This window comes from Clostridium sp. TJA085 (assembly GCF_058310235.1).
The window spans coordinates 421,546-440,150 of record NZ_JBZEEZ010000001.1; the positions used below are offsets into that span (position 1 = coordinate 421,546).

An 18,605-nucleotide genomic window follows, 5' to 3' on the forward strand; every position below is an offset into this window, starting at 1 on the left:
ATGAATTATGAAGAACAGTACAAAGAGGAAGTAAAATTATTTAATAGCATTTATAACAGATTCAATAACATACAAGAAAATGATGTTGTAGGAGCTTATAGATTAATGCTAGATAGTTTCCAAGCTTATAACAGATGGAGCAAAATAAAATGTGATATTAAGAAAGAATTAGGGCGTGGAGAAAAGGCAGCTATAAAAGATAGATTAGAAGAAATGTGTAAGTATCTTAAAGAAATTGCAGTTACTAGCAGAATGATTTGGAAAAGTGCAAAGGAAGATTCAAGAATTAAGGAGGATTATTAATATGAAAGTTACTATCAAGAATGACCATGATATAGCACATTATTATGATGTTGAAGCACTTGGAATGAATTCATATATGATAGAAATTATTTATCTGAATAAAACAAGAGAAAGTATAGCAAGAGAGAAGAATACGGAGATTATAACCTATTAAATTAACTAAATATGAGAATGAATTGAATTATAGTTATAACTTTTTATTCTCATATGAAAATCAAATGATAGAAGGTGTAAATATGTTAAAGAGAGGAATTAACATACAAGTTATTAAAAAGGATGGTAAAGGTGGAAGAAGTAATCCTATAGGCAAGGTAATATCAATTTATCCAACTTATATAGTTGTTGGATTCGATAATTATACAGAATGTTTTAATGTATCCGATATAGTTAATCCTGCTTCAAGCAAATTGCAAATAAAACAAAATAAAGAGTGGGTAGATGTAACTAAAGATATGTTATCAAGCCATATGATTAAAGTAATGTATTTAGAGCCTAACAGAGCATTTGCAACATGTAGGAGATAATTAAATGAAGAATGAAGGTAAAAAGTTTGAAGAAGATTTTAAAAAATCAATACCTAGTTGGTGTTGGTGCAATAGGTATAAAGATGGAACTGCAAATATCGGAAATGTAAAAAATGAAAAAGTAAGATTTCAAGCACATAATGTATGTGATTTTGAAGTATTTGCAGAAAATAAATTATTCTTGTTAGAACTTAAGAGCTATAACGGGGTGAGTATTCCTTTAAGCGGTATAAGAAAGACACAATTAGAAGAAATGTTAAAGGCAAGTAACTATAAAAACATAGAGACGTATTTTATGTTAAATTTTAGACCATTACAGAAGGTTTACGCCGTTAGAGTAGAAAATGTACAAGACTTTATAAAAAAGGCAGAGAGAAAGAGTATTCCAGTTAAATGGTGTATAGAAAATGGAATAGAAATTGAAGGGATTAAAAAGAAAGTTAGATTTAGATACGAGTTAGATAACTTCTTTAGGAAATAATATTCTTAATAGATATACTCGTAAATGATTATTAAATAACTAAAAACAAAATCAAAGTATATCTCAAATATTAAACATAAAAAATTAAAATGTAGGTTATATAAATATAACCAAACAAACTAAAAAATTAGAGATAAAAACTTAATTATTAATAGAAAATGTTCTTTAAAAACTGAATAATACGGTATTTATAAAATATGTTATAATCAACTTATAATTATAAATTAAAAGTTGTAATAAGGAGGAAAACACATGGAATATTTTATTGTTTTACTATTTATCATAGCTGGTATGCTTGCATTTAATGAAATTTCTGTATTGAAGAAAAGAATAAAAATACAAGAAGATCGTTTAAATGAATTATGTAAGCTAACAGGACATGATAATTTATCTTCTTATTGGGTTTCTGATGAATTAAAAGAATTAGTTATCCATCTAAAACGAACTGGGAAAGAAGTTGAAGCCATTAAAAGAATTCGTGAACAAACACAAATGTCTTTAATAGAAGCAAAACAATATGTTGAAAATTTAGATTAGTTTCTATAAATTTAATGTGTTAAAATCCAATTTATTAAGTACATATTTAAAACTATAACTCAAATACCGTATTATTCAAAAATGAATATACGGTATTTTTTATTTCAATATTAAGAAATTACAAATGTTGATATAAATAATAACCTTTTTAGAAAAGTTGCTCTTTGAAAATTGAATATTACGGTATTGTAAAAATATGTTATAATTAATTCATAATTGTTATAATTAATTCATAATTCGAAGTAATAACACTGATAAAGTATAAATTTAAGTATGATAGAAAATAGCTAAATTACACTGTTTTACGCTTGCAACCAAAGTGCAACTGAAAATAGCGAGATAGTTGGTGGTGTCAAACACAAAATATTGTTACAGTAAATCTAAGAAAGGAGTTGATAGTATGAAACTTGATTTTTTAGGAGTAGCCATTTTTGGTGGCATACTTCTTATTGGACTAACAGTGATAATATGTTTTATCGGTGTAGGTATATTTATTATGAAAGCACTAATTAAATATATAAAATCAGGAGATGTTAGAAAAGAAAAATCAATCATCAGGAAATCTCTTGGTGAAGTTTTAAAACAGCATCGAACAGACTTTAATATGACTCAAGAGTTTGTTGCAGAGGCAATAGGTGTAAGTAGACAAGCAGTATCTAAATGGGAGAATGGAACATCTGAGCCAAGTACGTCCAATTTAATTGCACTTGCAAGATTATTTGAAATTTCTGCTGAAGAACTATTACACGAAGTGCACTAGATATGATAAGTATGACGTAGAGAAATTCATATTAATAACAAGGGGGAGTCTTATTTATGAAAAAAAGAATAAAACACTCTAAGATATGGTATATAGTCTTTGGAATATTAGTAGTAATAGCTTTGGTAGCATTCATATTTATGCACTTCGGCGGATTTAGTACAGGAGAAAATGCAAATCCAGAAGAGTTTGCTAAATATGCAAAATCTGTGGAAGATATCACAATACCAGAAAATGCTAAAATAATAGCCTTAGGAGAAGCTACACACGGGAATGTAGAATTCCAACAGCTTAAGCTCGATGTATTCAAAAAAATGGTGGAAGACTATGGTGTGAGAGCGTTTGTGCTTGAGGGGGACTATGGTGGCTGTGAGCAAGTAAATCGATACATACATGGTGGAGAAGGAACTGCTCAAGAATCAGCGGAGGCTATTGGTTTTACTATATATCGCACGGATGAGATGGCTGAGCTTATTTCGTATATGAAACAGTATAATGAAAGTGCAGAGGAAGGTGAAGATCTTCGCTTTTACGGGTTTGATATGCAAAGAACTTCTTACAGTTTTCAATTCTTAAATGAAGTCTGCAAAGAACTAGGGGTAGATACTAATAGTTTACAAAAACTTATAGATGGCGAAAAATGGAGTAGTGAATACAATTACCTTAATCGAATGGAAATCATAACTCAAGTTAAAAATGAACTTAAGAGCAAGCAAGATTCTAGTAAAGCAATACATTTTGCAGATATGCTATTGCAATATTGTGAACTTCAAAACATAACAGAAACAGATGGAAGTACATTAAGAGACAGATTTATGGCTGAGAATGTTCAATGGATATTACAGCAAGAGCAACAGAGGGGGAATGAGCGTATATTTGTTACGGGGCATAACAGTCATGTGGCTAAATGGGGTAGCTTCGATTCAATGGGCAAGTTGCTTTCAAGTAACGCAGATAATGGTTACTATGTAATAGGCACAGATTTTTATAGAACTAAGTGTAATATGCCAACCAGCTCATCTACAAGGCGTACAAATCAAGTGTTTTACTCTCATAATCCATTGGCTAAAACCGCAAAAATGGCTGGATTAGATATTTGCTGGTTGGACTTTGCAAATGTTCCTAAAAATTCTGAGCTGGCTGAATTAATTTCACAATATACCTATATGGGTAATCTTGGAGAAAGTTATTCTTGGTTTATGCGTCTTATTCCTCCAAGTTACCGAATATTTCAACCACCTGCGGTACTTTACGATAGTATGATATTTGTAACAGATGCGAATCCCACTAAAATAATCACAGAAAAATAAATATTAAAAGGCTATGTTAAGATTATTTACTTGTTAGTATAAGTAGTAAAAATGACTGGCACTATATATCAAATAGTATCAGTCATTTTTATAGTTAATTCTCATTATTAATATATTATGAAACTAAAATTGAATATTACAGTGTTGTAAAAATTTGTTATAATTGATTCGTAATTGTTATATAATGTGAATTGATAATTTTTCTGATAATATATAAATAAATGGGAATTTAATGAAATAATGGAGGCGTACATAAATGGTTTTATTAGTCGTTGATACACAAAAACTATTAGTAAATAGTAAATTATATAATTTTGAGAATTTTATTACAAATATTAGGGAATTAATTAATACATCAAGGAAAAACAATATTGAAGTATTATATGTAATACATGATGATGGAGTAGAAAGTGATTTAACAAAAGGAAAAGATGGATTTGAAGTTTACGAAGAATTTAAGCCTATGGAACAAGAAAAAGTGTTTGTAAAAAATGTAAATAGTTCATTTAGAGGAACTGGTTTGTTAGAATATTTAAGAGAAAAGGGTGAAAAAGATATAATTGTTGTTGGACTTCAAACTGATAAATGTATTGATGCTACCATAAAGTGTGGTTTTGAACATGGACTTAATATGATTGTACCAAGCTATGCTAACTCAACTGTTGATAATGACTTCTTTAGTGGAGAGCAAAGTTATAAGTATTATAATGAATTTATGTGGAATGATAGATATGCTAAATGCATGTCTATTAATAAGGTATTTAATATGTTGGAACGCTAAATAGAGTATATTAATGAATAATTTTAATATATTATGAAACTAAAATTAAATATTAAATTACTTAAAATACCGTATTATTCAAAAATGAATATGCGGTATTTTTTATAAAAAATTAGAGGTGATATAAATGATAGATAAAAATATATTCAGAAAAACAGAAGCAATACTTTATAGTTACTCACAATTAGAAGCAGAAATAAGATGTTTAGAATTAGAAATAAATAATATAAAGAATAATTATGAAGGTTGTGGAGCTATAGGATATGAAGAAAAATCAGGACCTACTAATAAATTTAATAGTTCAGTAGAGAATGAAATAATAAACAAAGAAAAAGAAATAAAAATATTATCAAAAAAATTAAATAATAAGAAAACACTTAAGGATCAAATAGATAGTACAGTAGAAAGAATGAATGATAATGAAAGAAGGTTAATAGAGTTTAAATATACTAATAGAAATACTTTATCATGGAATCAAGTAGCATCTATTCTAGGATTTAATGTAGATTATGTAAGAAAAGAAATAAGACAGGATGCAATAACTAAATTAGGTAAAACTATATTTATAGATAAGTGTAAACAAGAAAAATTTATAATATAAAATATCCCCAATTTATACCCAATTTACCCCCAACAAATACCCAAAATGTTGTGCTAGAATATAGATGTGGGCAGATTGAAGTCAGTTCATTACGCAATCCTCCTGTTTTCATATTAGGCAGGGATTAAGTTCCCTGCAGCGTGGAAGGACAAGTGTTAACATGAATGTGCAAGTCATTCACCTTCCTCTCATAAGTTCCCCTTTATAATTAAATAGGACTAATAGTAGGGATTACAAGTGCTATTAGTAAGTTTACTAAAGAATCTAGTTTAGACTAGGTTCTTTTTATTTAAAAAATATTATTGTAATAAAAAGGAAATTGAATTTCTTTATAGAATATACTTGTATGGAGGTGAGATGTATGGAAATATTAAGTATGGAAGTTTTAGCAAAAGATATAGTTGACTTTAGTATTATCATAAATGGAAAGAATATTAATGGAACTTATTATGGGGCAAATAATAAGGTAATTTGTGGGGTGGATATAGATAAAAAATATGAAGAAAAAATTAAATCCGCTTGCTTAAATGAATTAGATGATTTTGGTAAGAGAATAATTGAAATGTATGAATAGTATTTAAGAGCTCTCATGATGAGAGTTCTTTTTATTTTATATAGAAATGAGGTGAAATAATGAATATACAAGGTAAAATAAATAAATTAATAAAAGCTTTAAATATTTATGGATATATATACTTAGTAAATAGAGAACAATTTGTAAGTAATAAAACAGGAAATGTATGTACTGTATATAAGTTATTTCACTTAATGGATGTTGAAGATTATAACAATATGTATCCAGATAATAAGAAAGATCCTAATAAGTGTTCTAAAGTTAAAGTAGAAATATTAAGTACTTTTAAACAACAAGAAATACTTTTAAAATTAGTTGAGTTATATAAAGAAGTAGGTGGAGCAGATGGATAGAAAGCTTACACCGAAACAGAAAGCATTTGCAGATTATTATATTGAAACAGGTAATGCTACAGAAGCAGCAAGAAGAGCAGGATATAGTAATAAAACGGCAGCAGTAATAGGAACAGAGAACCTAATAAAACCTAATATAAAACAATATATAGATGAACGCCTAAAAAAGATAGAAGATAAGAGAATAGCAAAAGGTGAAGAAGTCCTTCAATACTTAACAAAGGTTATGAGAGGAGAAGAAAAAGACCAATTTGGATTAGATGCATCACTTCAAGATAGAACTAAAGCAGCAGAGCTATTAGGTAAAAGATATAGGTTATTTGTAGATAAGGTTGAGAAAGATACAAACCTAAATGTAAATTCAACAGCTAAACTAGATTCTATATTAAATCAATTAGAGGATGAAGATAATGAGTGATGAATATAAATTATCATCAAAGTATAAAGCATTTTTAAAACATAATGCACCAGTAGAATTTCTTGAAGGAACAACAGCAGCAGGAAAAACAACAGTAGGAATACTTAAGTTTATGTTGAAGGTTGCTAAGTCAAATAAGAAAATGCATGTTATAGCATCTAAGACAAAAGGGGTTGCAGAGAAAAATATAATACAAAAAGAATATGGTATTACTGATGTATTTGGAGATTTAGTTAAATATAATGGTAATGGTGATAAGGATAATAAAATACCACATATTCTGTATCATACATCTTCAGGAGATAAAGTAATATACATTCTAGGTTATGATAACGCAGACAAATGGAAAATGGCTCTAGGTTCTCAATTTGGTTGTGTACTTATAGATGAGATTAATACAGCAAGTATAGAGTTTGTAAGAGAAATATGTACAAGAAATGATTATCTTATGGCAACACTTAATCCAGATGATCCTAACTTACCTATTTATTCAGAGTTTATTAATTGTAGTAGATCATTAGAAAAATATAAAAGTGATGTTCCAAAAGAAATAATGGATCAATTAAATTCAGAACCAAAGCCTAACTGGACTTATTGGTTCTTTTCTTTTTATGATAATGCATCTTTAAGTGATGAAGATATAGAGAAGAAAAAGACAAGTGCTCCTAAGGGAACTAAATTATATAAAAATAAGATATTAGGCTTAAGAGGTAGAGCAACAGGTTTAATATTCTCTAACTTTGAAAGAAAGAATAATGTTATATCTAAAGAAAAAGCTAAAGGAATGAAGTTTGTTCAATTTACAGCAGGACTTGATACTGCATATTCTCAAAATAGTCCAGATACATTTGCATTTACTTTCTTAGGTATTACAGATAAGAAAGAGTTAGTAATGCTAGATGAAGAAGTATATAACAATAAAGATTTAGAAATACCTTTAGCACCTAGTGATATAGCTCCTAAATACTTTAAGTTCTTAGAGAAGAATAGAAAAGATTGGGGATTCGCTAGAGATGTATTTATAGATTGTGCTGACCAAGCAACAATAACAGAGCTTAAGAAGTTTAAAAGAACTAACGCTTGTATGTATAACTTTATTAACTCTTATAAGAAAGTATCTATATTAGATAGAATACATTTAATGTTAGGTTGGATAAATGTTAATGGAAAAATATTTTATTATGTTGTGGATACCTGCAAAGAACATATAAGAGAGTTGGAGTGTTATTCATGGAAAGAAGATAAATACGAGCCAGAAGATGCAAACGACCATACAATTAACTCTTGTCAGTATGCATGGATACCATTTAGAAAAATGATAGGAGATTATAAGGAGGAATAGAAATGGGGTGGATTAAGAGTATGTTGACTAATGCAGCTATAAAGTTATTAGATATACAACCTGCTATATCTAAGCCTGTAATTATAAAAGAACCTTTATCTTTTGAAGGAAATGTTATGAAAAATAGAATGTGGTATAGAGGTGATCCATCAGAGTTAGACCAATTTTTTAAAGGAACAGTAATGGATCAAGTAAGTAAAAGCAGATTTTGGGCAGCAGTTCCAAGTGATAAACTAAATATAAGAAAAATGCATTCTGGATTACCTGCAATATTAGTTGAAACATTAGCAGATATTATTATAAGTGATATAAATAACATATCAATTGAGAATGAGGAATTATTAAATAAATGGGAAAAAATAAGTAATGATAATAAGTTTGATAAATTGTTAAAAAAGTCATTAGTAGAAACACTTGTTACTGGTGATGGAGCATATAAGATAACCATTGATACTGATATTACTCCATACCCTATTTTAGAATTTTATTCTGGAGAAAGAGTTGATTATATAATAAAAAGAGGTAGATTACAGGAAGTATTATTTTATACTGATTATTCTGTTAGAAATAATAATTATAGATTAATAGAAACATTTGGAATGGGATATATAAGGAATAAACTTATAGATCAAAAAGGTGCAGAAGTTCCATTAAATACTGTTCCTGAATTATCAGAATTAAAAGATGTAACTTATGATAGTAAATTTATAATGGCTGTACCTTTAAAGTTTTTTGAATCTCAAAAATGGAATAATAGAGGTAAATCATTATTTGATAATAAATCAGATGCATTTGATAGTTTAGATGAAGTAATATCACAATGGATAGATGCGATAAGAAGTGGTAGGGTACAAAAATATATACCAGAGGATTTATTACCTAAGAATTCTCAAGGGCAAATTATGGAGCCTAATCCTTTTGATAATCAATTTATAAAGATTGGTACAAGTCTATCAGAAGATGCTAAAAATGAAATTAATATGATACAGCCAGAAATAAGATACGAAGCTTTTATTGAAAGTTATGCAAAATCACTAGATATGTGTTTACAAGGCATATTAAGTCCTGCAACTTTAGGTATAGACTTAAAGAAGTTGGATAATGCGGAAGCACAAAGAGAGAAGGAAAAAACTACTTTATATACTAGAAAGAAAATAGTAGATGAATTACAGGAAGTTATACCACAACTTATAAATACATTGCTTAAAGTCAATTGTATATTGAATAGAAATAAAGCTATTGATGACATAGATATTACTGTAGATTTTGGAGAGTACGCTTCACCATCATTTGATGATAAGGTAGAAACTGTAGGCAAGGCTAAAAGTTATGGTGTAATGTCAATAGAGCAGTGTATAGAAGAAATGTATGGAGATACATGGACAGATGAAGAAAAGGAAGAAGAAATTAAAAGAATAAAGGAACAGAATGGATACCTTGAAGCTGATGAACCTAAATCAATAGATGATGAAGATTTGAATTTAGAGGTTGATGAAGATGGACAAGAACAACAATAATCCATCAAAGCTAAGTAAAATACTTGAAGGTATAACAAAGAAAAAGATATTAGAAGATCATAAAAAAGAAAGAGATAAGTCTTATGACATAAGAAGGATATTTGAGGAAATGGAACTTGCCTTAATATCATCTATGCATAGGGCTTTTTATTTTCATAAAAAACAACAGCAAGAAGAGGGTTTTAATTGGGAACAATGGCAACGTACTAAACTTAGGGAGATAGAAAAATACAAAAAAAGAAATAAGGAAATAGTTGAAAGTTATAATAAGCCTATTCAAGAAGCAATATATAGAGAATTAGAAGATAAGTTTATTAGTGGGCAACAGTATGTAGAAAACTTAGTCGATAGTGTTAAAGTACAGTTTCCAGAAGATATAAAGAAATCTCAAACAGTCAAAGAATATATAGCAAATAAACTAGGAAAAGAAAGTAAACCGCATAAGGAAGAAAACTTTTTTGGAGTTAATGAAAAGAAACTAGATGCATTACAAGAAGCTGTAACAAATGATTTGAAAAAGGCTCAATATTCTGTTTTAAGGAAAATGGATGATGTTTATAGACAAACTATATTTAAAACTCATGTTTATTTACAAAGTGGTACTAAGACTATTAATCAAGCTATAGATATGGCTACTAAAGATTTCTTAGACAAAGGGATAAATAGTATAGTTTATAAAGATGGCAAGAAAGTTAATATTGCTAGTTATGCAGAGATGTGCTTAAGAACAGCAAGTCAAAGAGCTACATTCTTAGGTGAAGGCAAAAAAAGAGATGAGTATGGAATACATTTAATAGTTGTATCAGCTCATGCTAATACTTGTAAGATGTGCGAGCCTTGGCAAGGTAAAATACTTATTGATGATTTATTTAGCAATGGAACTAAAGAAGATGGAGAATATACACTACTTAGTAAAGCTATAACAGAAGGTTTATTACATCCTAACTGTAGACATACATTAATAACATACTTTCCAGGTATAACAAGATTGCCAATAGTTCCAGATGATAAAGAAGCTATTAAGTTATATGAAGCAGAGCAAAAGCAAAGATATTATGAAAGACAGATAAGAAAGTGGAAAAGAATTTATATAGGTTCTTTAGATGAAGACAACAAAAATAATGCAAATATAAAAATTAAAAACTATAAAGATATGTTGAGAAACCTTTTAAGTGATAATAAAGAACTTAGAAGAAATTATTATAGAGAAGAAATTTAAGTCTTATAAATAAGGCTTTTTTATTTTGTCCAAAATTTGCTTAAGACATTAAACTGTGCATGAAATTATTAATATTTAAGAAAGGATTGATTAATATGGCAAATTTAAAAGAGATATTAGGTGATAGTTTTAATAGCTTACCAGAAGATATAAAAAGTAAATACAAAAATATTGATTTAGTTGATAGTGCTAATTATATTGAAAAATCTAAATTTGATGAGGTTTCACAGTCTAAAAAACAATTAGAAAAGGACATTAAAGATAGAAATAAACAATTAGAAGATTTGAAAAAATCAACTGGTGATAATGAAGAACTTAAAAAGCAAATTGAACAACTTCAATCTGATAATAAAAAGAAAGATGAAGATCATCAAGCAGAGCTTAAGGATTTAAAATTAACTAATGCTATTAAATTAGCTATATCGGGAAAAGCACAAGACACTGATTTAGTGGCAGGGTTAATTGATAAAACAAAATTAATATTAAGCGAAGATGGAAAAGTTACAGGACTTGATGAACAGGTTAAGAGTTTAGAAGAAAATAAAGCTTTTTTATTTAAGAGTGAAGAAAAAAACAATAATAATAATCCATTACCAGGTTTTAGAGTTGGTAATGATGGAAATCAAAAACATAATGATCCAGGTATTAGTATGAGAGATGCTATAGCATCTCATATTCAATCACAAATTCAAAAATAAATTTATAAAAATAATTTTAATTAGGAGATGATTTTATATGCCAGTAACATTAGCAGAGGCAAAATTAAATGTACAAGATGCATTACAAATGGGAGTAATAGATGAATTTAGAAAGTCAAATTGGATTTTAGATCATTTAATATTTGATGATGCAGTTTCACCTACAGGTGGTGGGGCAACACTTACTTATTCATACACTAGATTAAAAACACAACCAAAAGCTGGATTTAGAGATATTAATACAGAATATTCACCAAGTGAAGTTACTAAAGAAAGACATTCAGTAGATATAAAAATATTTGGTGGTAGTTATCAAATTGACAGAGTTATAGCCAATATGGGTGGAATTATTTCAGAAGTAGAATTACAACAAAGTCAAAAAATTAAAGCAGCTCAAGCATTATTTAATGATACCTTTATAAATGGAGACAGTGCTACAGATAGTAAGGCGTTTGATGGATTAGAAAAGGCACTTAAAGGTTCATCTACTGAATATAATGCTGGTGGAGATAATATAATTGATTTATCAACTTCTAAAGCTGTAACAGATAATTACGTTGCATTTTTAGATATGCTAGATGAATTTTTAACTACATTAGATGGAACACCATCATTTATAGCAGGTAACACAAAACTTATATCTAAATTAAGAGCATGTGCTAGAAGAGCTAGTATGTATCAAGTAACAAAGAATGATTGGGGACAACAAGTAGAACAATACGGAAATATCCCTTTTGTAGATTTAGGTACAAAACCTGGAACTAATGAAGATGTAGTTGCCACTGATTCATCTAAAGGAACAACATCATTATATGTTGCTAGATTAGGTTTAGATGGGTTACATGGAGTATCTATGGCTGGAGTATCACCAGTACAAACATGGTTACCTGATTTTAAAACAGCAGGAGCAGTAAAAACAGGTGAAGTTGAAATGAATGCAGCTATAGCATTAAAAGCTAGCAAAGCTGCAGGAGTATTTAGAAATATAAAAGTTAAGTAGGAGGTAGTTTTAATATGGCTAAAATAATAGCACCAAATAAACAATACACTGGCATTAGTGCTAGTGTATATTTTTGTAATGGAATTGGAGAAACAACTAATGAAGATTTAATTAGTTGGTTTAAAGAACATGGATATAATGTTATAGAAGAAGATGTAGAAAAAGTAGAGAAAAATATAGATAATATGTCAGTAGAAGAATTAGTAAGTTATGCTGAAGAAAATAATATAGATATAGGGAAAGCTACAAGTCAAAGTGGAATAATAGAAAAAATTAAAGTAGCAGAACAACAGGGAGAATAATATGGCTTATGTAGATAGTTCATATTATAAAGAAGAATTTAAAGGTAAAATCATTGATGATGATAACTTAGAGAATAAATTAGAAAGAGCATCAGATCAGATTGATACTTTAACTCATAACAGAATAATAGGAATAGAATTTAAAAATTTATCTCCATTTCAACAAGATAAAATTAAAAAAGCAATATGCTTACAAGCTGAATTTATAGAGCAGTATGGTGAATTTATTAATATGCCTTTAAGTGGTTATAGTGTTGGAGGCACATCTGTTAGTTTTAATGGAAGTATTGTAAACGGAATAACTACAACTAAAGAGGTAATTAATTATATATCTCAAACTGGTTTAAATAGTAGGAGGTTATAATTATGGGTGTTAAGTTACCGTTTCCTAAATGGATTTTAAATACTCCCGTAAAAGTATACCAAACATTCATTAATGAAGATGGTGAACCAGTAGAGTATTTAATTTATGATGGATTATGTAATTATAATGAAAAAAGTAAGCAAACACTTGATGCTGAAAGAAGGCTAGTAACGCTTTCAGGTAAAGTTATTATTGAAGGTGATATTTATCCTAATAAATTAATAGAAGGTTTTATTAAAATTGGAGATATAAAAAAAGATATTTATAAATCATCAAGACCACGTAATCCTGATGGTTCTGTATTTAGTACTGAATTGGAGCTTATTTAATGAAATCAAAAGTAACAATAAAATTAGATAGAGCAAAGATAAATATAATAATAAATGCTAAAAACAAAGCTTTAGAAGAAACTACAGAAGCTATTTTAAGTGATATTAAAACAAGTGCCGTAGTTCCTAAAGATACTGGAGAACTTGAAAGAAGTGGTTTTGTTGATTTATCAAGGTTAGATAATGGAATAACATCTATAATCTTTGGTACACCATATGCAAGGAGATTATACTGGCATCCAGAGTATAATTTTAGACAAGATAAAAATATAAATGCACAAGGAAGATGGATGCAGTCTTATATTGATGGAGATAACAAAGAATTTGTAACAGATACTTATTCTAAATTTTTAAAAATGTTTAGCAAAGGATTGATTAAGTAATGTTGCTAAGTGAAATAAGAGAATATTTAAAAACTAAAATAGAATGTCCTCAATGGTATATAGGAAAGATAGATGGAACTAAAGAACAATGTATAGGTATCTATAGTATAAGAGGACCAATAAGTCATATAGCCTTAGGTGGATTAGAAAATACAAGCTATTCTACTAAGGCTATTTCTATATTAATACATTGGGGAAAGAATGCTAATATAGCAGAACAAAAAGCACAAGAAGTATTTAACTCTTTGTTTGGACAAGATGCTATTATAGGCGGAAAGCGAGTTATAGCTTTTTATGTGAGAACTACAGAGCCTATAAGTGTTGGAACAGATAAAAACGGTATATATGAATATGTGATAGAAGTAAATATAATACATGAAAGGTAGGTAATATATTATGGCAGGATTTACAGGAGTATTTCCAGTATATAATCTTAAATTTAAGATAGGTACAAAAGGAAAAGAAAGTCAAGAAAAAGATATGCAGCCTATAGCTGACATGGAGAACTTTGGTATAAAAATAGATGGCAAGGTTGAAGATTGGACACCAATGGACACAGCGGGATGGGCAAGAAGTTTAATGACTGGAAAGAGTTTTTCTATATCTTTAAAAGGAAAAAGAAATGTAGGTGATCCAGGAAATGATTATGTAGCAGCAACAGCATGGAAAGATGGATTAGATTGCAGTACAAAAGGAGCTATAGAATTTCCAGATGGATCAAAGCTTTCATTTGATTGTGTAATTGATGTTAAAAATGTAGGTGGAGATGATAGTACAAAGGTTGCTCCACTTGAATTTGATTTAAAAGGTGATGGAAAACCAACATATACTCCAGCATCACCAACACTAAGTCACTAGGAGGTATAAATAATGGCAAAAGTATATAATATAATGGATAAATTAGTTAATGTAAAACCAATAGTGCAAATAGATGAAGAACATGAGTATAAGATTAATAATACTAAAAACAATGCAGTATATATTCAATCTTTAGTAAAAAAGAATAAGCAAGATAAAGAAAAAAATGAAGAAGTAGACGAAATAGAATTAATAGAAAAAATAATAAAAGCTTCTTTAGGGAAAGATGCCTTTGACTATATAGAAAACTTAGATTTAAGTATGGAAGGGTATAACACAATAGTTAATGCTATAATGGCTGGAATATCTAATTCAGAACTTGAAGAAATCGAGGAAATGGGTAAAAAAGAAATAGAGCGATTTCAACAAGAAGAAAAATAATCAATGGTATGATTTAATTGAAGATTGGGAGCTTATAGATGCTTCATTTACCGCTCAATATGGTATTAGATTAAGAAATGAATCAGATATGAGTTGGGATGAATTCTGTACTTTACTTAGTGGAATAATGCCTAAAACTCCACTTGGACAAATTATTTCTATAAGAAGTGAAGAAGATGAAGAAATATTAAAGAGTTTCACCAAAGAACAACATAAAATTAGAGATGAGTGGAGAAGTAAGCAATTAGAAGAAATGACAGATGAAGAAAAAGAACAGCAAATAAAAGAAATACAAGAATTATTTAAACAAGCATTTAGTTAAATCTAGGTGCTTGTTTTATTTTATGAGAAAGGTAGGTGAAATTAGTGGCAGATAATGATAGTGTAGGTAAAATTGGTCTTGATTTAGAGATACAAGATAGTGATATAGAAAAACAAATAGAGCAGATGGCTTCCAATATAGGAAACAAAATAAGTAAATCATTAGAAGGTATTACAAGTAAATTTGATTTTAGCTCATTAACTAATGGAATTTCAGATTCTTTAAATAGAGCTTTTAACAGTATAAATGAAACAATAAATTCTAATCTTGAAAAAAGTAAACAAAGTATATTAAAGACTATTGAGGAAATAAAGGAAAGAGCTTTAGATTGTATAAAAAGTATTATGGCAAAAGCTAAAAAAATAAATATTCCTTTAAACTTTGAACCTGCAAAGAACATTTCAATGCCTAGTCAAACTACTGCAAAGACAGTTAATTCAAGAGGACCACCAAAGACTAATGCAGTTAATTTAGAAAGTATTAAAGCACAGATAGATAATTTATCTAACAGCTTAGACATAACTAATAGAAAGATAGAACAGCAACAAGAAAAGTTAGCAGGTCTAAGACAAACTTATAATTCTACTTTTAATCAAGCTAGAAAAAATAAGATTCAAGAACAAATATTAAAGACAGAAGCTACTATAAATAAATTAATAGGACAAAGTGATAAAGCAGGATTTAAACTTGCTGACTTAGATGCAGAGTTTGAAAGATTAAGTAATGCTGCTAAAAGCTCTAGTAGTGGAGTAAACCAAGCTAATGAAAGTATAAAGAGAACATCAAGTGCTGCTAATAATGCTAGTAGAAGCTTAAGAAATTCCAATAATACAACAAGACAATATAGAAATAACATGAATAGTGCAAGAAGTGTAACAAGAATGTTTATAAGAAGTATGTTTATGTGGGGAATGGTTTTCCCTATTGTAATGAAGGGGATAAGTGCAGTTGCAGGATATATTGGAAGTGCTTTAATGACCAATGCACAGTTTGCTAATAGTTTAGCTCAAGTAAGAACTAATTTAATGGTTGCTTTTATGCCAATTTATCAAGCGGTTCTACCAGCACTTAATGCTTTAATGAGTGCATTAGCTACTGTAACTGCATATATAGCAGCGTTTATAAGTGCTATATTCGGTAAAACATATCAAGCTAGTTTTGGAGCTGCTAAACATATGAATGCTTCAATAGCAGCAATGAAAAATATGGAGAAGCAAGGTAAGAAAACTGGCAGAGCAGTAAAGGGTATAGGAGATAATACAGCAAAGACAGCCAAAAAAATAAAGGGTGCTTTAGCGGGATTTGATGAAATAAATAAATTAAGTTTACCTAAAGATCCAAAAGAAAAAGCTCCAAAAACACCTAAATCTGGTGGAGGCGGAGTTGATCCAATACCAATGGTTGCACCTAATATAGATTTAAGTCCTACAAGTGCAGCAATGCAAAAAATAAATTCAATGGTAGAAAAGTTAAAAAATATTATATCAAAGGTATTTCAAGCATTTAAAAATGCATGGGCAAGAGAAGGTGCTGCAACTATTGCAAGTATTAAATATGCATTACATGGAATTTGGGAGTTAATAAAATCTATAGGGCATAGTTTCTTAGAAGTATGGACTAATGGAACTGGTGAAGCAATACTTGTTGTTATTCTACAGATTTTACAAAATATATTTAATATTATTGGAGATATAGGAGTTACTTTTGCTAATGCTTGGAATGATGGAGGAATAGGAACAGCTATAGTTCAATCTTTAGCAGACGCATTTATAAATGTATTAACTCTTATAAAACATATTGGAGATTCATTTAGGGAAGTATGGGGTGAAGTGGGACCCGGAGTTGCAAAAACCTTTATGAAAATAATGGATTCAATATCTGGAGTACTTAAAAATACTACAAAGAATTTATTATATGTTTGGGATAATGGAGGTAGTCATTTATTTAAAGGACTTATAAGATTAGGAGATAAAATATTTGAGTTAGCAGGATATATTTATACTGAGTTTGTTGCTCCTTTTGTTATATGGTTTGATGATAGTATAGCTCCAGTTATAGCTAAAGTTGCAGATAAAGTAGGAACTGTTTTAGATGCATTTAGTGGACTTATTACTTGGTTAATGGGAAGCGGAAAACCAATACTAGATATAATAATAACAGCATTTGGATTGCTTGGTGGTTCTATAGGAGCTGTAAAAGTTGGAACATCATTAGCAACAAAAGCATTTAATTTATTTGGAAATGTAATGAATATACTAAAAATAGGATCAGGGTTATTAGGTTCAGCAATAGCTTTTTTAACAAGTCCAATAGGAATAGCAGTTGTAGCAATAGGTGGAATAATAGCCATAGGTGTAGCATTATATAAAAACTGGGATGTTATTAAAGCAAAAGCAAAAGTAGTTTGGTCTCAAATAAAACAAATATTTTATGCATTTAAAGTATGGTTACAAGGAGTATTCCAAAGAGATTGGACTAAAAGTTTTGGTGTTTTAGGAAATTTACTTAATGCATTTTCAAGAAATGTAAGTAATATTTTTGGAGGCGTAAAAAGAATATTTAGTGGAATCATTGATTTTATAGCAGGAGTATTTACTGGAAATTGGCGTAGAGCTTGGAATGGGGTTAAAGAAATATTTAGGGGAGTATTTCAATGTTTATCTGGAATTGCAAAAGCTCCACTTAATGCTGTAATTGGACTTATCAATATGGCTATAGATGGGTTAAATACTATTAGCTTTACAGCACCTAGTTGGGTACCAGTTGTAGGAGGACAACATTTTGGTGTTAATATTCCTAAGATGCCTTACTTAGCTAAAGGTGGTATAGTTGATAAACCTACACAAGCAGTAGTTGGTGAAGCAGGAACAGAAGCTGTAGTACCTTTAGAAAATAATACACAAGGATTAGATTTACTAGCTAATAAACTTACAGAAAGAATAAACAATATGTTATTAGCATCTAGTAGTTTATTACAGCAACCAGATTTAACAATGCTTGGACAAAATTCTAATACAGATAATAAAAATATTAATGATTCTAATTATTTAGATAAATTAAAAGAAGCAATAATTGAAGCCATAAAAGAAAGTAAAAATGATAATGAGTATAAAGATAGTGGAAACACCGATAGAGACACTGGAGATATAGTATTAAAGATTGATGATATAGAATTCGGTAGAATTGCTATAAAAACTATAAATAAATTAAATAGAATTTATGGAAAGCAATTATTACTTATTTAGGAG

At 28.9% G+C, this 18,605-nt stretch carries 26 protein-coding genes; all 26 read left to right on the top strand.

The window, feature by feature from the left end; all coding sequences use genetic code 11:
* The 26 genes from AC4FQW_RS02240 to AC4FQW_RS02365 all read left to right on the top strand — a co-directional run bounded on the left by AC4FQW_RS02240 (nt 1) and on the right by AC4FQW_RS02365 (nt 18,602).
* The gene (locus tag AC4FQW_RS02240; RefSeq protein ID WP_491146975.1) at nt 1-303 is read left to right on the top strand and encodes a hypothetical protein; all 303 of its coding nucleotides are present in this window, start codon (nt 1-3) and stop codon (nt 301-303) included.
* Between the two features lies 1 nt (nt 304).
* A complete protein-coding gene (locus tag AC4FQW_RS02245) occupies nt 305-457 on the top strand; it encodes a hypothetical protein (protein ID WP_491146976.1) in 153 nt (50 codons plus the stop codon).
* Nucleotides 458-539: 82 nt separating this feature from the next.
* Nucleotides 540-827, top strand: coding sequence for a hypothetical protein (locus AC4FQW_RS02250; protein ID WP_491146977.1), 288 nt, complete (start codon nt 540-542; stop codon nt 825-827).
* 4 nt (nt 828-831) lie between these two features.
* On the top strand, nt 832-1,308 hold the full coding sequence (locus tag AC4FQW_RS02255) for a Holliday junction resolvase RecU (RefSeq protein WP_491146978.1): 477 nt from the start codon (nt 832-834) through the stop codon (nt 1,306-1,308).
* Nucleotides 1,309-1,560: 252 nt separating this feature from the next.
* Nucleotides 1,561-1,845 carry a hypothetical protein gene (locus AC4FQW_RS02260; protein ID WP_491146979.1) on the top strand — a complete coding sequence of 95 codons (285 nt, stop codon included), beginning with the start codon at nt 1,561-1,563 and terminating at the stop codon, nt 1,843-1,845.
* A 400-nt stretch (nt 1,846-2,245) separates the two neighbouring features.
* Nucleotides 2,246-2,605 (top strand): helix-turn-helix domain-containing protein, encoded by a 360-nt coding sequence (locus tag AC4FQW_RS02265; RefSeq protein WP_491146980.1) that lies wholly within the window; start codon nt 2,246-2,248, stop codon nt 2,603-2,605.
* Between the two features lie 56 nt (nt 2,606-2,661).
* Nucleotides 2,662-3,915 carry an erythromycin esterase family protein gene (locus AC4FQW_RS02270; protein WP_491146981.1) on the top strand — a complete coding sequence of 418 codons (1,254 nt, stop codon included), beginning with the start codon at nt 2,662-2,664 and terminating at the stop codon, nt 3,913-3,915.
* A gap of 256 nt (nt 3,916-4,171) precedes the next feature.
* Nucleotides 4,172-4,696: a cysteine hydrolase family protein gene (locus AC4FQW_RS02275; RefSeq protein ID WP_491146982.1), complete on the top strand. Its 525-nt coding sequence runs from the start codon at nt 4,172-4,174 to the stop codon at nt 4,694-4,696.
* 127 nt (nt 4,697-4,823) lie between these two features.
* Nucleotides 4,824-5,297 carry a DUF722 domain-containing protein gene (locus AC4FQW_RS02280; protein ID WP_491146983.1) on the top strand — a complete coding sequence of 158 codons (474 nt, stop codon included), beginning with the start codon at nt 4,824-4,826 and terminating at the stop codon, nt 5,295-5,297.
* 361 nt (nt 5,298-5,658) lie between these two features.
* Nucleotides 5,659-5,871: a hypothetical protein gene (locus tag AC4FQW_RS02285; protein ID WP_491146984.1), complete on the top strand. Its 213-nt coding sequence runs from the start codon at nt 5,659-5,661 to the stop codon at nt 5,869-5,871.
* Nucleotides 5,872-5,930: 59 nt separating this feature from the next.
* Nucleotides 5,931-6,224: a hypothetical protein gene (locus AC4FQW_RS02290; protein ID WP_491146985.1), complete on the top strand. Its 294-nt coding sequence runs from the start codon at nt 5,931-5,933 to the stop codon at nt 6,222-6,224.
* A complete protein-coding gene (locus AC4FQW_RS02295) occupies nt 6,217-6,642 on the top strand; it encodes a terminase small subunit (RefSeq protein ID WP_491146986.1) in 426 nt (141 codons plus the stop codon). Before AC4FQW_RS02290 ends, AC4FQW_RS02295 begins: the two co-directional genes overlap by 8 nt.
* Nucleotides 6,635-7,984 carry a terminase large subunit domain-containing protein gene (locus AC4FQW_RS02300; RefSeq protein WP_491146987.1) on the top strand — a complete coding sequence of 450 codons (1,350 nt, stop codon included), beginning with the start codon at nt 6,635-6,637 and terminating at the stop codon, nt 7,982-7,984. The genes AC4FQW_RS02295 and AC4FQW_RS02300 overlap by 8 nt, the downstream gene beginning before the upstream one ends.
* A gap of 2 nt (nt 7,985-7,986) precedes the next feature.
* Nucleotides 7,987-9,501 (top strand): phage portal protein, encoded by a 1,515-nt coding sequence (locus tag AC4FQW_RS02305; protein ID WP_491146988.1) that lies wholly within the window; start codon nt 7,987-7,989, stop codon nt 9,499-9,501.
* Nucleotides 9,482-10,720 (top strand): phage minor capsid protein, encoded by a 1,239-nt coding sequence (locus tag AC4FQW_RS02310; protein WP_491146989.1) that lies wholly within the window; start codon nt 9,482-9,484, stop codon nt 10,718-10,720. Before AC4FQW_RS02305 ends, AC4FQW_RS02310 begins: the two co-directional genes overlap by 20 nt.
* A 95-nt stretch (nt 10,721-10,815) precedes the next feature.
* Complete coding sequence (locus tag AC4FQW_RS02315; RefSeq protein ID WP_491146990.1) at nt 10,816-11,418, top strand: phage scaffolding protein; 603 nt, start codon at nt 10,816-10,818, stop codon at nt 11,416-11,418.
* Nucleotides 11,419-11,455: 37 nt separating this feature from the next.
* Nucleotides 11,456-12,418: a major capsid protein gene (locus tag AC4FQW_RS02320; RefSeq protein ID WP_491146991.1), complete on the top strand. Its 963-nt coding sequence runs from the start codon at nt 11,456-11,458 to the stop codon at nt 12,416-12,418.
* Between the two features lie 14 nt (nt 12,419-12,432).
* Nucleotides 12,433-12,720, top strand: coding sequence for a hypothetical protein (locus AC4FQW_RS02325; protein WP_491146992.1), 288 nt, complete (start codon nt 12,433-12,435; stop codon nt 12,718-12,720).
* Nucleotide 12,721: 1 nt separating this feature from the next.
* Nucleotides 12,722-13,084 carry a head-tail connector protein gene (locus AC4FQW_RS02330; protein ID WP_491146993.1) on the top strand — a complete coding sequence of 121 codons (363 nt, stop codon included), beginning with the start codon at nt 12,722-12,724 and terminating at the stop codon, nt 13,082-13,084.
* A gap of 2 nt (nt 13,085-13,086) precedes the next feature.
* The gene (locus AC4FQW_RS02335; RefSeq protein ID WP_491146994.1) at nt 13,087-13,413 is read left to right on the top strand and encodes a hypothetical protein; all 327 of its coding nucleotides are present in this window, start codon (nt 13,087-13,089) and stop codon (nt 13,411-13,413) included.
* Nucleotides 13,413-13,796, top strand: coding sequence for a hypothetical protein (locus AC4FQW_RS02340; RefSeq protein WP_491146995.1), 384 nt, complete (start codon nt 13,413-13,415; stop codon nt 13,794-13,796). The genes AC4FQW_RS02335 and AC4FQW_RS02340 overlap by 1 nt, the downstream gene beginning before the upstream one ends.
* A complete protein-coding gene (locus AC4FQW_RS02345; RefSeq protein WP_491146996.1) occupies nt 13,796-14,182 on the top strand; it encodes a phage tail terminator protein in 387 nt (128 codons plus the stop codon). Before AC4FQW_RS02340 ends, AC4FQW_RS02345 begins: the two co-directional genes overlap by 1 nt.
* A 10-nt stretch (nt 14,183-14,192) precedes the next feature.
* Nucleotides 14,193-14,654: a phage tail tube protein gene (locus tag AC4FQW_RS02350; protein WP_491146997.1), complete on the top strand. Its 462-nt coding sequence runs from the start codon at nt 14,193-14,195 to the stop codon at nt 14,652-14,654.
* Between the two features lie 12 nt (nt 14,655-14,666).
* Nucleotides 14,667-15,035, top strand: coding sequence for a hypothetical protein (locus AC4FQW_RS02355; RefSeq protein ID WP_491146998.1), 369 nt, complete (start codon nt 14,667-14,669; stop codon nt 15,033-15,035).
* Nucleotides 15,036-15,069: 34 nt separating this feature from the next.
* Nucleotides 15,070-15,357 carry a Gp15 family bacteriophage protein gene (locus AC4FQW_RS02360; protein WP_491148137.1) on the top strand — a complete coding sequence of 96 codons (288 nt, stop codon included), beginning with the start codon at nt 15,070-15,072 and terminating at the stop codon, nt 15,355-15,357.
* 44 nt (nt 15,358-15,401) lie between these two features.
* Nucleotides 15,402-18,602 (top strand): phage tail tape measure protein, encoded by a 3,201-nt coding sequence (locus AC4FQW_RS02365; protein ID WP_491146999.1) that lies wholly within the window; start codon nt 15,402-15,404, stop codon nt 18,600-18,602.
* The last annotated feature ends 3 nt before the right edge of the window (nt 18,603-18,605 follow it).

What these genes read in the sequence shown, in the direction of transcription:
- AC4FQW_RS02300 (WP_491146987.1), top strand. Translation starts at nt 6,635, where the DNA reads ATGAGTGATGAATATAAATTATCATCAAAGTATAAAGCATTTTTAAAA.
- AC4FQW_RS02355 (WP_491146998.1), top strand. Translation starts at nt 14,667, where the DNA reads ATGGCAAAAGTATATAATATAATGGATAAATTAGTTAATGTAAAACCA.
- AC4FQW_RS02290 (WP_491146985.1), top strand. Translation starts at nt 5,931, where the DNA reads ATGAATATACAAGGTAAAATAAATAAATTAATAAAAGCTTTAAATATT.
- AC4FQW_RS02285 (WP_491146984.1), top strand. Translation starts at nt 5,659, where the DNA reads ATGGAAATATTAAGTATGGAAGTTTTAGCAAAAGATATAGTTGACTTT.
- AC4FQW_RS02280 (WP_491146983.1), top strand. Translation starts at nt 4,824, where the DNA reads ATGATAGATAAAAATATATTCAGAAAAACAGAAGCAATACTTTATAGT.
- AC4FQW_RS02265 (WP_491146980.1), top strand. Translation starts at nt 2,246, where the DNA reads ATGAAACTTGATTTTTTAGGAGTAGCCATTTTTGGTGGCATACTTCTT.
- AC4FQW_RS02305 (WP_491146988.1), top strand. Translation starts at nt 7,987, where the DNA reads ATGGGGTGGATTAAGAGTATGTTGACTAATGCAGCTATAAAGTTATTA.
- AC4FQW_RS02340 (WP_491146995.1), top strand. Translation starts at nt 13,413, where the DNA reads ATGAAATCAAAAGTAACAATAAAATTAGATAGAGCAAAGATAAATATA.
- AC4FQW_RS02255 (WP_491146978.1), top strand. Translation starts at nt 832, where the DNA reads ATGAAGAATGAAGGTAAAAAGTTTGAAGAAGATTTTAAAAAATCAATA.
- AC4FQW_RS02350 (WP_491146997.1), top strand. Translation starts at nt 14,193, where the DNA reads ATGGCAGGATTTACAGGAGTATTTCCAGTATATAATCTTAAATTTAAG.
- AC4FQW_RS02295 (WP_491146986.1), top strand. Translation starts at nt 6,217, where the DNA reads ATGGATAGAAAGCTTACACCGAAACAGAAAGCATTTGCAGATTATTAT.
- AC4FQW_RS02240 (WP_491146975.1), top strand. Translation starts at nt 1, where the DNA reads ATGAATTATGAAGAACAGTACAAAGAGGAAGTAAAATTATTTAATAGC.
- AC4FQW_RS02275 (WP_491146982.1), top strand. Translation starts at nt 4,172, where the DNA reads ATGGTTTTATTAGTCGTTGATACACAAAAACTATTAGTAAATAGTAAA.
- AC4FQW_RS02250 (WP_491146977.1), top strand. Translation starts at nt 540, where the DNA reads ATGTTAAAGAGAGGAATTAACATACAAGTTATTAAAAAGGATGGTAAA.
- AC4FQW_RS02310 (WP_491146989.1), top strand. Translation starts at nt 9,482, where the DNA reads ATGGACAAGAACAACAATAATCCATCAAAGCTAAGTAAAATACTTGAA.
- AC4FQW_RS02320 (WP_491146991.1), top strand. Translation starts at nt 11,456, where the DNA reads ATGCCAGTAACATTAGCAGAGGCAAAATTAAATGTACAAGATGCATTA.
- AC4FQW_RS02335 (WP_491146994.1), top strand. Translation starts at nt 13,087, where the DNA reads ATGGGTGTTAAGTTACCGTTTCCTAAATGGATTTTAAATACTCCCGTA.
- AC4FQW_RS02315 (WP_491146990.1), top strand. Translation starts at nt 10,816, where the DNA reads ATGGCAAATTTAAAAGAGATATTAGGTGATAGTTTTAATAGCTTACCA.
- AC4FQW_RS02245 (WP_491146976.1), top strand. Translation starts at nt 305, where the DNA reads ATGAAAGTTACTATCAAGAATGACCATGATATAGCACATTATTATGAT.
- AC4FQW_RS02325 (WP_491146992.1), top strand. Translation starts at nt 12,433, where the DNA reads ATGGCTAAAATAATAGCACCAAATAAACAATACACTGGCATTAGTGCT.
- AC4FQW_RS02260 (WP_491146979.1), top strand. Translation starts at nt 1,561, where the DNA reads ATGGAATATTTTATTGTTTTACTATTTATCATAGCTGGTATGCTTGCA.
- AC4FQW_RS02270 (WP_491146981.1), top strand. Translation starts at nt 2,662, where the DNA reads ATGAAAAAAAGAATAAAACACTCTAAGATATGGTATATAGTCTTTGGA.
- AC4FQW_RS02330 (WP_491146993.1), top strand. Translation starts at nt 12,722, where the DNA reads ATGGCTTATGTAGATAGTTCATATTATAAAGAAGAATTTAAAGGTAAA.
- AC4FQW_RS02345 (WP_491146996.1), top strand. Translation starts at nt 13,796, where the DNA reads ATGTTGCTAAGTGAAATAAGAGAATATTTAAAAACTAAAATAGAATGT.